Source organism: Dyadobacter sp. SRI_021 (assembly GCF_057586235.1).
The window spans coordinates 524974-538246 of sequence record NZ_JBYCZM010000004.1 but is presented as its reverse complement, the minus strand read 5'-3'; the positions used below and the strand labels follow the sequence as shown (position 1 = coordinate 538246).

At 49.4% G+C, this 13273-nt stretch carries 13 protein-coding genes; 9 read left to right on the top strand and 4 right to left on the bottom strand.

From position 1 onward, the window contains the following. The first annotated feature begins 164 nt into the window (after window positions 1–164). A complete protein-coding gene (locus AC2YIT_RS15205) occupies window positions 165–623 on the top strand; it encodes a hypothetical protein (protein ID WP_430845551.1) in 459 nt (152 codons plus the stop codon). 57 nt (window positions 624–680) lie between these two features. Here AC2YIT_RS15205 and ctlX read toward each other — a convergent pair whose 3' ends face one another. Both ctlX and AC2YIT_RS15195 read right to left on the bottom strand, forming a co-directional pair. Further along, window positions 681–1637 (bottom strand): citrulline utilization hydrolase CtlX, encoded by a 957-nt coding sequence (gene ctlX / locus AC2YIT_RS15200; RefSeq protein ID WP_487279710.1) that lies wholly within the window; start codon window positions 1635–1637, stop codon window positions 681–683. A 121-nt stretch (window positions 1638–1758) separates the two neighbouring features. Next, entirely contained in the window at window positions 1759–3210 is a 1452-nt protein-coding gene (locus AC2YIT_RS15195; protein WP_487279709.1) for an arginine deiminase family protein, read from the bottom strand. A 258-nt stretch (window positions 3211–3468) separates the two neighbouring features. On the opposite strand from AC2YIT_RS15195, the gene sufC reads away from it, so the two are divergent. The 8 genes from sufC to AC2YIT_RS15155 all read left to right on the top strand — a co-directional run bounded on the left by sufC (window position 3469) and on the right by AC2YIT_RS15155 (window position 9918). After that, window positions 3469–4227 carry a Fe-S cluster assembly ATPase SufC gene (sufC, locus tag AC2YIT_RS15190; RefSeq protein ID WP_223400430.1) on the top strand — a complete coding sequence of 253 codons (759 nt, stop codon included), beginning with the start codon at window positions 3469–3471 and terminating at the stop codon, window positions 4225–4227. Between the two features lie 58 nt (window positions 4228–4285). After that, window positions 4286–5605 carry a Fe-S cluster assembly protein SufD gene (gene sufD, locus AC2YIT_RS15185; RefSeq protein WP_487279708.1) on the top strand — a complete coding sequence of 440 codons (1320 nt, stop codon included), beginning with the start codon at window positions 4286–4288 and terminating at the stop codon, window positions 5603–5605. Between the two features lie 92 nt (window positions 5606–5697). Continuing rightward, window positions 5698–6924, top strand: coding sequence for a SufS family cysteine desulfurase (locus AC2YIT_RS15180; protein WP_430845555.1), 1227 nt, complete (start codon window positions 5698–5700; stop codon window positions 6922–6924). Window positions 6925–6970: 46 nt separating this feature from the next. Beyond that, window positions 6971–7348 carry a DUF5618 family protein gene (locus AC2YIT_RS15175; RefSeq protein WP_430845556.1) on the top strand — a complete coding sequence of 126 codons (378 nt, stop codon included), beginning with the start codon at window positions 6971–6973 and terminating at the stop codon, window positions 7346–7348. 15 nt (window positions 7349–7363) lie between these two features. Then, window positions 7364–7792 (top strand): SufE family protein, encoded by a 429-nt coding sequence (locus AC2YIT_RS15170; protein ID WP_430845557.1) that lies wholly within the window; start codon window positions 7364–7366, stop codon window positions 7790–7792. Between the two features lie 20 nt (window positions 7793–7812). Further along, the gene (locus tag AC2YIT_RS15165; protein WP_430845558.1) at window positions 7813–8124 is read left to right on the top strand and encodes an SUF system Fe-S cluster assembly protein; all 312 of its coding nucleotides are present in this window, start codon (window positions 7813–7815) and stop codon (window positions 8122–8124) included. 178 nt (window positions 8125–8302) lie between these two features. Further along, the gene (locus AC2YIT_RS15160) at window positions 8303–8731 is read left to right on the top strand and encodes a BrxA/BrxB family bacilliredoxin (protein WP_430845559.1); all 429 of its coding nucleotides are present in this window, start codon (window positions 8303–8305) and stop codon (window positions 8729–8731) included. Between the two features lie 77 nt (window positions 8732–8808). After that, window positions 8809–9918 (top strand): vWA domain-containing protein, encoded by a 1110-nt coding sequence (locus AC2YIT_RS15155; protein WP_106598044.1) that lies wholly within the window; start codon window positions 8809–8811, stop codon window positions 9916–9918. Window positions 9919–10124: 206 nt separating this feature from the next. Here AC2YIT_RS15155 and AC2YIT_RS15150 read toward each other — a convergent pair whose 3' ends face one another. Continuing rightward, on the bottom strand, window positions 10125–12605 hold the full coding sequence (locus AC2YIT_RS15150; RefSeq protein ID WP_487279707.1) for a PIG-L family deacetylase: 2481 nt from the start codon (window positions 12603–12605) through the stop codon (window positions 10125–10127). Between the two features lie 29 nt (window positions 12606–12634). Further along, window positions 12635–13261 (bottom strand): 4'-phosphopantetheinyl transferase family protein, encoded by a 627-nt coding sequence (locus tag AC2YIT_RS15145; RefSeq protein ID WP_487279706.1) that lies wholly within the window; start codon window positions 13259–13261, stop codon window positions 12635–12637. Between the last annotated feature and the right edge of the window lie 12 nt (window positions 13262–13273).

The following is a 13273-nucleotide window of genomic DNA, read 5'->3' as shown; positions in this document are numbered from 1 at the left end:
TTTCGCTTAACCGCGCAGTCTGGTGCGAAGTTCAACGACTTCCGGCCGTCTGAGAAGAATTTTCTACAAAAATTGCGTGACTATACGCCTTGCGGGCTGGTAAGATTTTTGCTCACACAATAGCATTTGCACAGTAACTGAAATCAACTTTAATACCCAAAAACATGAAAAAGATCACCTGGATTGTCGCTTCTCTGCTGCTCGCCGGTTCACTTTCATTGACGAGCTGTTCAGACAAAACAAAGGACTCCGCCAAAGAGACGGTGGAGGAAGCTAAAAACGATATGGACGAAAACGTGGCCGAAGCCAAAGCCGATATCAAGGAAGCAGGGGATGATTTTGAGGCCAAAGTGAAGCAGGATAAAGACGATTTGAAGAAAGAGATCGACGATGCCATTGGCAAGCTCGACCGTAAAATAGAAGAAGCCGACGCCAAAATCGACAAGGCGGCAGACAAGGAAAAAGCCAAATGGCAGGAACGCAAAAAGGAACTGAATGCTGAAAAAGAGGAGTTGCAGGCTTCCTGGAAACGCGCTCAGAATGAGACCGCCGACAAGTGGGACGAGTTCAAGGCCAATACCAAAGAAAAAATTGATAAGGTAAAGGCCGATTTGAAGGACTAATAAATTGATGAGGATTATAGAATAACAAAAATGCTCCGCAGAACCGGAGCATTTTTGTTATTTGACCGGCAAATGAATTTCTGTCATCATACATCGGGCCGAGCCGCCTCCGTTCCCCTCAATCACCGAAAGGTCGGTGTGCAGCAGCAGCGCGTAGTCGTCAAGCCGGTCCCTTTGCCGGGGGGTAAGCGAATCGTAGGCTTGGGTCGACATGACCAGGAATTTGTCGCCTTTCCCGTTCCGCACCATCAGCATATTGCCGGCGAAATGCCGCATTTGTTCCAGGGATATCTCGATCACCTCCTTGTGGGTTTCTTCCAATACGGACCTGACCATCAACCGCTCATCGGGATCTTTGATCGCTTCCAGGCACACTACCGCGAAAATATCGCCGACGCACATAAGTACGTTGGTGTGGTAAATAGGTTTGTCGTGTTCGTCGGATGCCGAGAATGTGATGATTTCATAACCCAAAGCGTCCGCGAATGCGTCGAGCACTTCCTTGTGCGTACGCGGGGACAGGCAGGCATAGGCGATTTTGTAGCGGCGGTCGAACACCATGCTGCCAGTACCTTCCAGAAATTTGCCTTCTGCTTCGAAATGGGTTAGGTCAATCACTTCTTCAACCTTGAAATCATTTGCAAGCGATTCGATAATGTCCCGGCGGCGTTCCCGGCGACGGTTCTCGGCCATCATCGGGTAGAGTACCACTTTGCCGCTCTGGTGAAAGGAGACCCAGTTGTTGGAGAATACGGCGTCGGGGCGGTCTACCTCGTCGGTATCATCAAAAATATGCAGTTCCAGGCCAGCCTTTTGAAGCTGGTCGATCATCAGGTCGAATTCTTCGCGGGCCGCCTGCTGGGCTGTGCCTTTGGTCTGCTGCGCGAACGACTCCTGCTGAAACTCGTTGCTTCCGGCGGTTTCCTCATTGAAACCGAACCGCACGGGCCTGATCATCATGATGCGGCAGGTAGATTGCGGCTGGATTTGAGCGGATGAAGTGATGACGCGCATAGGAGTATAGGGTGGTTATTGGAAATGTAATTCGTAACAAAATGTCATGTATTGTCAGGTATTGTCCTTAATGCAATTTACGATTCTGGCGGCTCGATTACAAGTCTAAAATTCAGTGGGACTAGCCACGTAACAGCGGCATGCTCATGCAATGTGAGCCGCCGCGCGCGCGGGAGAGTTCGGCCGAAGGCAGCGTGATGAACGTGTCGGTTAAATCTTCCGGTACCAGCTCGTTGTGTTCAAATTTTTCGAGCAGTCTTTTGGCGGTTATCACCTTGAAACCTTCTTTCTTGAATGCCTCCAAGGTCTTGTCGTTGCGGTCGTAGCCGATCACCACGCCGTCGCGTAATGCGAGCAGATTGCAGGAGTCGGTCCATTGCTCGCGCTCGCCATACGGAAATTCATTTCCGCCCGAGTAAATAAAACGTACTTTTCCATTGACGCCCAGGTCGTCGCGGCTGATTTCGGCCAGCAGATCTTCCAGGTTTTCGATCTCACGCGGCTGCTGCTCATTGCCCTTCACAAATTGTAGTATCCTGAACTCCTTATTCACATCCACCGGCGCGAAAAAATGCAGCACATCCTTCTTTCGCGCCTCGTCGCCTACGCGTGCGAGCGAGCTCAGCAGCACCCAGGTATCTTTTTTGACCTGCGTAAAAATGGTGTCGATATGCATGTAATCCCGCTTCTTGGGGATTTTAATAATGGTAATTTTCTCAACCACATTTTTGTCGAACAATATCTTCATCACCTGCTGCGCGGCGTAAATGGACGTCCGTTCGCTGCAACCGATCAGTAAATGCCCCGGCGCGACCATCATCACATCGCCGCCTTCGAGCGTGCAGCGGTGGTAGTCGCTCGCCTTTTCATCGTCAGGCAGCAGGAAATGCCGCTCGTTTTCAGGTATTTCAATGATGTTTTGTTTTAAATGGGCAAACATCGGATGGTAGAAGAATACGAACTGCGCCAGTATCGATTCTCTCGTGCGGGCCGCTTTGGCCGGTTTGTTGAGCAGGATGTGGTCGTTGATTACAATGCCGATGTCCCGCGTGAAAATCAGGTTCGGCAGCGGCGCGAAAAGCATTCTTTTATCCGAACAATACCCTGAGATAAAAATACGCGCCAGCTCGTGCGCATCGAAGCGGTGCAGCTCTTCCTGGGTCTGGTAGGAGCAGCGCTCGATCCCGCAAATGGCGGCGGTGAGTTTAATGCGGATACTGGGATCTTCCAAAATGTCCCCGAGCAGCCGCTGAATGTCCACCACGTGGTCGGAAGCGAAATATTTCTCAGTTCCCGGAATGAAGAACGAGCGGGTAGGGTCGTCGTTGATTTCGGCAAGCTTGCCTTTAATCTTTTCGGGGTCCAGAAAGTATAGAAGCAGCTTTACATAATAATCATACTCCTTCTTGCGCATGGTATCCAGATGCACGATGTCCTCGAAAAGCCAGTCCTGCGCCTTGCTGGGTACTACTTTGCCCAGGCCACGGTCGGGACTGTGGATCAGGAGCCTTTTGAGAGTGCCGGTTTCGGAGGATACACCGACGGGAAACCCGGATATCGGATTAATAGCCATAAATGAAGTGTTTGGAACGCTGGGGGCGCAAAGTAAATGTTTCTTCGGGAATTAAAAACCGGCCTTTCTTCAACCCGTTTATTCTCTGACCGTTTAAGGTATAAATATCTGCACCGCGGGAACATCCTGCTCCTTAAAAAGGTTGTACAAAATGAGTGTCCCGCAGTTTAAGACATTGACGCTCATTTTCATTTACGGCTAATGCGTATTACTTTTGCGGGAAATTACCACGAACTATCTTTTAAGTATAAATCAGTTATGCTCTCTATTAATGACTTGCGTGCCTCCATTGAAGGTAAGGAAATATTAAAAGGCATCAATCTGGAAGTCAAGCCGGGTGAAGTGCATGCGATTATGGGGCCCAATGGTTCCGGTAAGAGTACTTTGGCTTCGGTGTTGGCAGGAAGGGAAGAGTACGAGGTTACTGGCGGAAATGTAGTTTTTGATGGAAAAGATATCCTTGAAATGGCCCCTGAGGAAAGAGCCGCCGAAGGTATTTTCCTCGCATTCCAATATCCGGTGGAAATTCCGGGTGTTACGACCATCAACTTTCTGAAAACGGCTGTTAACGAAATCCGTAAATATAAAGGCGAAAGCCCGCTGGACGCTGCCCAGTTTCTGAAAATGGTGCGTGAAAAGGCGAAGCTGGTGAGTATGAACGACTCCCTGTTGAAACGCGCATTGAATGAAGGTTTCTCTGGCGGTGAGAAAAAACGTAATGAGGTGTTCCAGATGGCGGTGCTTGAACCGAAACTGGCGATTCTGGATGAAACAGATTCGGGCCTGGATATCGACGCACTTCGTATCGTGGCCGAGGGCGTGAACTCGCTTCGCTCTCCTGAACGCTCGACGATCGTCGTGACGCACTACCAGCGTCTGTTGGATTACATCGTGCCTGATTATGTACACGTATTGTACAAAGGCCGCATCGTGAAATCCGGACCGAAGGAGCTCGCCCTTGAACTGGAAGAAAAAGGTTACGATTGGATCAAAGCGGAAGTTGAAGCGGTTGGTTAAGTAAAAGGCGCATTGTCTGACAAAACTTAACCCCATACAGCACCATACCCCATTATCGATGAGTAACGAGACCATAGATTTAAAAACCAGACTGATCACTGATTTCCATGCCCGTGAGGCGGTGATGAATGGTGAGGCGTCTTCTGAATTTCACCAGAAAAAGCGCGCAGGACTGGCCCTTTTTGAGCAATTAGGCTTCCCGACGATCAAGCACGAGGAGTGGAAATATAGTAATGTAAGAGACCTGATCAGCGTTTCTTACGATTTCAATGCAGAAAGCTCCATCGGCCTTGCGGAATTGGAAGATCTCAAAGTTCCCAAGCAGGAGGCTAATATCCTGTACTTTGTGAATGGCCGCTACAATGCGGAACTATCGGCAATCATTTCACCAGTTGGCCAGATCACGATCAGTTCCTTGGCAGATGCCTACAAAAACGATCCCGCGAAAGTGGCGTCGTACTTCAACGAGCTTACCAAAGACGCCATCGATGCATTTACGGCATTGAATACCGCATTTGCGCAGGACGGCGTGTTTATCCATATTCCGGATAACCAGTCGGTGGAGCACCCGATTATTCTGCGCTTCGTGAGCGATGCGCGCGAGAAGAATGTGGGCAGCCAGCCGCGCAATATCATTTCGGTAGGTAAAAACGCGCATGTCAAGCTGGCTGAGGCGTTCCGTACATTGGGCGACCAGCGCTCGTTCACCAATTCGGTGACTGAAATTCATGTGGCAGAAGAGGCTAACGTACAATATTATAAAGTACAGAACGAGAGCGAGAATGCCTATCACATCGGTACCACGCAAGTGCGCATGCTCGACCGCTCGCATTTTTATGCAGGTACTGTAACGCTGAACGGCAAATTCACACGCAATAACCTGAACATCGTTCTGGACGGCGAGCATTGCGATGCGCATATGTACGGTTTGTACTTCCCGGATGGCACCCAGCACGTGGATAACCACACTGTTGCCGACCACCAGAAGCCAAATTCGGAAAGCAACGAGCTATATAAAGGTATTTTGCGCGATAAATCGAAAGGTGTTTTTAATGGAAAGATCTTCGTTCGCCCGGATGCACAGAAAACCAATGCATTCCAGTCTTGTAAGAACATTGTATTGTCGCCCGACGCGACGATGAACACCAAGCCGCAGCTGGAAATCTTTGCCGACGATGTGAAATGCTCGCACGGTACGACTACCGGGCAAATAGACGAGGAGGCATTGTTCTACATGCGTTCGCGCGGGATTTCGCAATCGGAAGCGATGTCGCTTTTGATGTTCGCATTCTGTGCCGACGTGGTTCAGCAGATCAAGATCGACTCGGTTCGCGAATACCTCGAAAACGTGATCACGCAGAAGCTGGCTTCGAAATAGCTTTTACGGGCCTTATGGCCCCGATTAATACATTTCCTGGTACCCAACCGCCATTTTTGGGGTTGGGTATTTTTCTTAAATGACGAATCACAATGAGCCACAATCTCAATATCGCATCCATCCGCAACGACTTCCCGATCCTGAACGAAGTCGTCAATGGCAAACAACTCGTCTATTTCGATAACGCTGCAACGACCCAGAAGCCTAGGTTGGTGTTGGACGCGCTGTCGGGTTACTATGAGCATTACAATGCCAATATACACCGCGGGATTCACCATCTGGCCGAAAAAGCGACATCGGCATTCGAGCAGTCGCGGAAGCGTTTGCAGGCGTTTTTGAACGCAGCATATCCGGAGGAAATCATTTTTACCTATGGTACAACCGACGGTATTAACCTGGTGGCATCGTCCTACGGCCGGAAATTTCTGAAAGAAGGCGACGAAATCATCATTTCAACCATGGAGCACCATTCCAACATCGTGCCCTGGCAAATGCTCTGCGAAGAGAAAGGCTGCATTCTGAAAGTGATTCCGATCAACGATCAGGGCGAGCTTTTGATGGACGAATATGAGAAGCTGCTCACGGAAAGAACCAAATTCGTTTCGGTCGTCCATGTCTCCAATGCATTGGGTACCATCAACCCGATCAAGGAGATTATCGCCAAAGCCCACGCGGTAGGTGCGAAAGTGCTTATCGACGGCGCGCAGGCGAGCTCACATATTGAAATTGACGTGCAGGACCTGGATTGCGACTTCTATTCGCTTTCCCTGCATAAAATATACGGGCCAACCGGCATGGGTATCCTTTACGGCAAGCGCGATTTGCTGAATGCGATGCCTCCGTACCGCGGGGGCGGGGAGATGATCAAAGAAGTGACTTTCGCCAAAACGACCTATAATGAGCTGCCTTACAAGTTCGAAGCCGGTACTCCTAACATCGCAGATGTGGTGGCTGCTAAGTTTGCATTGGACTATGTAGATACTTTGGGTAAGCCGAATATTGCAGCTTACGAGAACGAATTGTTAGCCTATGCCACCGAAGCAGTGAAAGAGATCGAAGGATTGCGCATTATTGGCCAGGCGAAGGACAAAGTAAGCGTGTTATCGTTTGTCATCGACGGCATTCACCACCAGGATATCGGCGTCTTGCTTGATCAGCAGGGCATCGCCGTTCGCACGGGTCACCACTGCACCCAGCCATTGATGAACCGCTTCGGCATTACCGGAACCTCACGTGCGTCGTTTGCTGTTTATAACACGACCGAGGAAATTGATAAGCTCATTCAGGGGCTGCATAAGGTGAAGCGGATGTTGGGATAATTTTTTAAATTACTGGCATTAATCCCTTTAAGACTATGTACACATTATGGAAGATAATTTGCAGGAAGCCAGAAGATACCTTGATAATGCAAAAGAATTACTCAGGGATAAGGCTAAGAAGGAGGGGAAATATTACCAGGATAAGAAGTATGTTAAGCTGGCTGGACATGCGGCATATTCCGGTGTCCTGATCGCATTAGATGTTCTTATCGGAGGAAAGAAGGGAAGGAAGAGTGCCGAATGGTATCAGGAGAATCTTCGTAAAATAGATCGAAAGGCCCTGGATGCATTTAATAGCATCTATAACATTCTGCACCTGTCGATGGCCTACGATGGTGAACGAAATGTAGTTGTCTCAAAAGAAGGATTGGAGGAAGCCGAAGAACTCATCAACTGGGTTGAAACCCGCACGGCAGCGGCTTAAAAAAAGAATTACACAATGACCATAAACGAAATACAGGACGAACTAATTTCGGATTTTGAATTGTTTGATGACTGGGAGAGTAAATACGAGTTCATTATCGATCTCGGAAAGCAGTTCCCGCCGTTGGAAGAGCAGTACAAAACCGAGGATAATATTATCAAAGGATGTCAGTCGCGGGTGTGGCTGAATGCTTACATGGATGGCGATCTTTTGAAATTTGAGGCGGATAGCGACGCAATTATCGTGCGCGGGCTGGTAAGCATGCTGGTGAAGGTGCTTTCGGGACACACTCCCGAGGAGATCGCCAAAGCCGATGTGTATTTTATGGAAAAAGTCGGTTTGCATCAGCATTTGGCACAAACCCGGTCCAACGGACTGGCGGCAATGCTCAAACAAATGAAAGCGTACGGCTTTGCTTTCCAAGCCAAATCAGTGAATGCATAACATTTAATATAGACCTTGCGATGTCAGAGGCAGATTTGAAAGAAGAAGTGATCCGCGCCATTAAAACGGTTTACGACCCGGAAATCCCGGTCGACGTTTATGAGCTGGGATTGATATATGATCTGAAAGTGTTTCCGATCAATAATGTATTTGTGTCGATGACGCTGACGTCGCCTTCCTGCCCTTCGGCAGGAACGCTTCCCGGGGAAGTGGAGCAGAAGATCCGCGAAGTGGAAGGCGTGAACGATGTGAGCGTGGAGCTGACCTTCGATCCGCCGTATTCGACCGAAATGATGTCAGAAGAGGCGAAACTTGAACTGGGGTTTATGTAAGACCTCGGCGGTCGGCTATCGGCCGTCGGCTCTTTTATGATAAACTTCGGTTATCAATATTTTAGAGCTGATAGCTGACTACCGAAAGCCGACAGCCGATGTAACACCAAAAGCCGACGGCCGATTGCCGAAAGCCGAAGTACAAAACAGTAACAACAACTTTTAAACATTAATATATATGTATCCACCACAATTAGTGGCTCCGATGAAAGCCGAACTGGTAAATGTCGGTTTTCAGGATCTGACAACCGCTGAGGAAGTCGATAACTTCATGCAAAATACCAAAGGAACTGCTTTGGTAGTGATCAATTCGGTATGTGGCTGTGCGGCAGGTGCTGCACGTCCGGGTGTACGGGCAGCGCTGGCCAGCAGTGACGTGAAGCCTGATCACCTGGCAACGGTATTTGCAGGAGCTGACCTGGAAGCTACCGCTAAAATGCGTGAGTACACTTTGCCTTATCCGCCATCTTCGCCAGCCGTAGCGCTGTTCAAAGACGGTGAACTGATCCACTTCGTGGAGCGTCACCACATCGAAGGCCGCTCGGCGCAGATGATCGCTGAACACCTGAAAATGGCTTTTGAAGAATTCTGCACAGAAGAGGCATAATTCGATTTTTTTCACCGACTTGACGGCTACTTTCGATTACATTTGAAAGTAGCCGTCTGTTTTCAATACCTGCCGATATGCGAGGACACCGTTTCACGAAATACATTCCGCCCGAGCAAGGGCCCAACAGCAAGTTCGATCAGTTGTTTGATATATTTCAACAGCTGCTGCTGATGACTTCGGGTGATGTTTCCGAGGCCATGTCGTGGCTGAGCCAGCTCGATCGCCAGTATAACCTTACCAACGATTCGTATGGCATCGGCGACTTTTTCGAAGACCTGAAAAAGAAAGGCTATGTGACCGAAGAAAAGCAGGAAGGCGAGGGCAGGCTTATTATGACGCCGAAGGCCGAGAAAAGCATTCGCAAGAGCGCACTAGACGAAATTTTCGGTAAGCTGAAAAGGTCAAAATCCGGCGGTAACCACCATACGCCTCACCTGGGCGCGGGCGACGAGCTCACCAGCGATATCCGCGATTTCCAGTTCGGCGATACGCTCGACCAGATTTCGATGACCGAATCCATCAAAAACGCGCAGGTCAATCACGGGATCGGTGACTTCATGCTGATGGAAAACGACCTGGAAGTAGTGGAGCGCGAGCAGAAAACTACTACTGCAACGGTGGTCATGATCGACATTAGCCATTCGATGATCCTTTATGGCGAGGACCGCATTACCCCTGCCAAAAAGGTAGCATTGGCATTGGCAGAACTGATCCGGACCAAATATCCCAAGGACTCACTCGATATTATCGTTTTTGGAAATGATGCCTGGCAAATCCAACTCAAAGACCTGCCGTACCTGGAAGTAGGGCCTTACCACACCAATACGGTAGCCGGTTTGGAGCTGGCCATGGACATTCTGCGCCGCAAAAAGACGCGCAACAAGCAGATATTCATGATCACCGACGGTAAGCCGACGTGCCTGAAAGAAGGTATCCGCTATTACAAAAACAGCTTTGGCCTGGACCGCAAGATCATCAATAAAACGCTCACATTAGCCGCGCAATGTCGCCGGCTCGACATTCCTGTAACGACATTTATGATCGCGACCGACCCCTACCTGAAACAATTCGTGCAGAATTTCACCCAGGTCAATAACGGCCGGGCCTATTACAGCAATTTGCAGGGGCTAGGGGGCTTTGTACTGGAAGATTTCCAGCGGAACAGACGAAAGAATGTCAAGTAACTGACGGGGTTGAAATTGTCATGTGTAGTCATTTATTGTCATGTGTAGTCAGATGTGGTCAAGTGTGGTCAGGTGTAGCCAAGTATTGTCAGGTGTAGGCATTGGAGAAATACTCTTTCTCACAACCCCTGACAATTTCTTGACAATACCTGACTACACTTGACTAATCCTGACCACACTTGACAACTCTTAACCAACGACGTTCATTACCTGGTGCTGCCAACTGAAATCATATTCGCGAACAGACGGTATGCGCCGGTTACGCCCGCCGGAAGCTCCCTGAAGAAGGAGAGGCCGGTGTAGATGTAGTGGCCCTTGCCGTATTGTGCGTAAAGCGTGCTGCCTTCGCGGGCAGGTTCGTCCTTATCGTGGGCTGAAAAAAGCGCCACGTAATTCTTCTTATCCCAATCCTGCGCGAAATAGAGCCCGCGCTCCTGGATCCAGCCATCGAAGTCCTTTTGGGTGATTTTATTGGGATGATTCAAAATGGGATTTTCCGGTTGCAGAAACTGCATTTCCGCATCCTCCTCGGTCACTCGCTCGCGCCCTAATTCAATATTGTAAGGGCCGATTTGCTTCACCTTCTGTCCGCCCGGGATGGTGTACTGAACGACCATCGTTCCGCCATTTTTGACATAATCCATCAGTTTTGCTTGATAATTGTTCAGATATGCCTCGGTGTTGTATGCACGCACGCCTACGACAATCGCATCGTATGCGTTCAGATCTTTCGCCAGACCGGCCTCGTTGAGCATGGTTACCTGGCAATCCATCTGCCGTAATGCGGTGGGAACGTCGTCGCCCGCACCGGCAATGTAGCCTATGTTTTTAGCCGTGATTTTAACATCGATTTTCGCCAGCTTGGCTGCTGACTCCGGAAATAGTGTCTGGCTCGGAATGTGCTGGTAGGCGATGGTTTTAACTGATTTATCATAATTCTTGCCATCCACAATTGCCACTGCTTTGATCACCGCTTCCTGGTCACCGGCCGGCGGCGTGACGACGAACGAGAAATACTGCTGCTGGTATTTGTTGGTCAGGTTGAATTCAACCGATTCTGGAACGGCTTTCCAGCCTGCCGGAATTTCGGGTTTCAGGGTACCTTTTACATTGTTGCGCTGCGCTTCCACAACGATATTCACCGTTTTGGCCTCCATGGAAGGGAATATGAAAACAGGTTCGGTAATGGTGGTCGTCACGAGCGGCCGGATTTCAAACGGCCGGTAAATCTCGCCTTCCGCCGGATCGACCGATTTGTAAACCCATGGCCTTTCATATACAAATTCCTGTCCGCCGATTTCGAATTTGTAGCTCGTTTTCGTTTCCGGCCTGTTTTCGGGGTAGCCGATATCCTGCTGGTTGTCGATCTGGAAGATGCCGCGTTCGATCGGCTTTTCGAGCCAGTAGGGCTGGCTGATTTTTAAGTTGGCTGGGAGTAATGTCTTTTTGGGAAATGTATTCATATCGTTACTTCCCAAAGCCAGGTTCAAAACGCTGTCGGCCGATTTACCCGTCCAACGCAGTGAAACCAGTTTCACAGGGTAATCCGACCGTTTTACGATGCCAATATTAATGCGCGCTTCATCGCCTGCAACTCCTGAAAAGTCATTCGGATTTGTTTCAAACCAAAGCCCGACGCATTGCTGGATCAGGTCTTTTACTTCCTCTTTTTTGGTTTTGACATAGATATTGTCCGTATCCAGTTTGTCCAGCTCTGCGTTGATTTTCAAAAGCTCCGGAACAGAGGCTGATGGTTTATTTACCGAATAATTCTTAATCGCAGCGACAATCAGCGCATGCACTTTCTCGCTTCCTTTCACCCGTTTCCAGCTCACATCAATACCGTCAAAAAGGCTCTTTTGAGCAGGTGTACCCACTTTATGAAGGAAGTAATCGACGCGATCGCCCCGCTGCGGGGCGCTTCCGAAACCCTGGCTGCGGTGCTGGCTGCGGCTCAATGCGGCTATTTCCGTATACGATTTGCCTAAAACCGGGTTATAGCCGCCGATTTCAATGGAAATGAACGGGTTCTTCTCGTCGCTCGGTGCTTTGTTGGTAAAGCCGGGCGTGAAAGTATTCCAAACCAAGCGTTTGGTTTGCCAGGTTTTGACAAATTTTAGCTGATCGGGATAGGCTTTTGGATCGGCGGCGAGATTGAAACCTTCTTCGGCCAGGTATGCCGAGGTCTGATGGTGACCATGACCCGCACGCGGATCGGGCGGGAAGCGGGTTATGATTACATCGGGCTGGAATTTACGGATCATCCATACCACATCTCCAAGCACTTTGTCCCGGTCCCAGAAGTTGAGCGTTTCATCCCGCGTTTTGGAAAAACCAAAGTCGTATGCCCTGGAAAAGAACTGCTGCGCGCCATCGACGCGGCGGGCTGCCAGCAATTCCTGTGTGCGGATCACGCCGATATTGTAGCCCTGCTCGGAGCCGATCAAGTTCTGGCCGCCATCGCCGCGGGTAAGCGAGAGATAGCCCGTGCGCACGAGCTGATCCTTGGATAAATAGGAGAGCATGAGCGTGTTCTCATCGTCGGGGTGGGCCGCAATGTGGAGCACAGAGCCCAACACATCGAGTTTTTTAATGTTTTGAAAGATTTCGCTGGACGACAGGGCGGGTGTCTGCGCGAAAAGCCGGGTGGCCAACAGTACAAGTACGAGCGTAAAGAAACGATGCATAACGGGTTAAGGTGGTTGATTTGGGCTGGTTAAAGGGTCCAGGTCAGTACATAATCCTCAAATGTATCAAATTGAATCTGTATCGCTTTCGACAGATTATCTTTTTGCAGATTAACTTCAAATCGGCCGTTTTGGTTGCCGGAAAACGCCGGAATGATGATATGTTTTTTCAGGTCGACGGAAGCATCGCCTGCGTACTTGAATACCGCTTCCTTGGCCGACCAGATCAAATGCATTTGCACATTATCTTCCAGATTGGCCCATTGCAGCTCCACATCATTTAAAAAGTAGAATGCGCCTTTTGAAATAGACGGCTTCAATTGCTGGATATCAACTCCGACCGGTGGACCCTCTCGCAGGTATACGCATACGTACTCGCCCGAATGCGACATGGAAATTTCAATTTCCGATCCAACAATGTGCGGCTTGCGTTCCTGGTCGTAGCCTATTACCGCATTAACCCCCAGCATTTGCTTCACCAACACCCTGCAAGCCAGCCATTCCAGTTTTCGTTTCTCTTTCGAAATGCCTTCCAGTACGGCCATTTCGGAAGCGGGTAGATTGAGCATGGCCAGCAAATCTTCCCACGGTTCCGCCATGCGCCAAAGCCCCAGTTTCGATACCGGTGAAATGGTTTTTATAGAAACGATACCCATTTATTGCTAATT

What these genes read in the sequence shown, in the direction of transcription:
- sufC (WP_223400430.1), top strand. Translation starts at nt 3,469, where the DNA reads ATGCTCTCTATTAATGACTTGCGTGCCTCCATTGAAGGTAAGGAAATA.
- AC2YIT_RS15170 (WP_430845557.1), top strand. Translation starts at nt 7,364, where the DNA reads ATGACCATAAACGAAATACAGGACGAACTAATTTCGGATTTTGAATTG.
- AC2YIT_RS15205 (WP_430845551.1), top strand. Translation starts at nt 165, where the DNA reads ATGAAAAAGATCACCTGGATTGTCGCTTCTCTGCTGCTCGCCGGTTCA.
- AC2YIT_RS15175 (WP_430845556.1), top strand. Translation starts at nt 6,971, where the DNA reads ATGGAAGATAATTTGCAGGAAGCCAGAAGATACCTTGATAATGCAAAA.
- AC2YIT_RS15165 (WP_430845558.1), top strand. Translation starts at nt 7,813, where the DNA reads ATGTCAGAGGCAGATTTGAAAGAAGAAGTGATCCGCGCCATTAAAACG.
- ctlX (WP_487279710.1), bottom strand. Translation starts at nt 1,637, where the DNA reads ATGCGCGTCATCACTTCATCCGCTCAAATCCAGCCGCAATCTACCTGC.
- AC2YIT_RS15150 (WP_487279707.1), bottom strand. Translation starts at nt 12,605, where the DNA reads ATGCATCGTTTCTTTACGCTCGTACTTGTACTGTTGGCCACCCGGCTT.
- AC2YIT_RS15145 (WP_487279706.1), bottom strand. Translation starts at nt 13,261, where the DNA reads ATGGGTATCGTTTCTATAAAAACCATTTCACCGGTATCGAAACTGGGG.
- AC2YIT_RS15155 (WP_106598044.1), top strand. Translation starts at nt 8,809, where the DNA reads ATGCGAGGACACCGTTTCACGAAATACATTCCGCCCGAGCAAGGGCCC.
- sufD (WP_487279708.1), top strand. Translation starts at nt 4,286, where the DNA reads ATGAGTAACGAGACCATAGATTTAAAAACCAGACTGATCACTGATTTC.
- AC2YIT_RS15180 (WP_430845555.1), top strand. Translation starts at nt 5,698, where the DNA reads ATGAGCCACAATCTCAATATCGCATCCATCCGCAACGACTTCCCGATC.
- AC2YIT_RS15195 (WP_487279709.1), bottom strand. Translation starts at nt 3,210, where the DNA reads ATGGCTATTAATCCGATATCCGGGTTTCCCGTCGGTGTATCCTCCGAA.
- AC2YIT_RS15160 (WP_430845559.1), top strand. Translation starts at nt 8,303, where the DNA reads ATGTATCCACCACAATTAGTGGCTCCGATGAAAGCCGAACTGGTAAAT.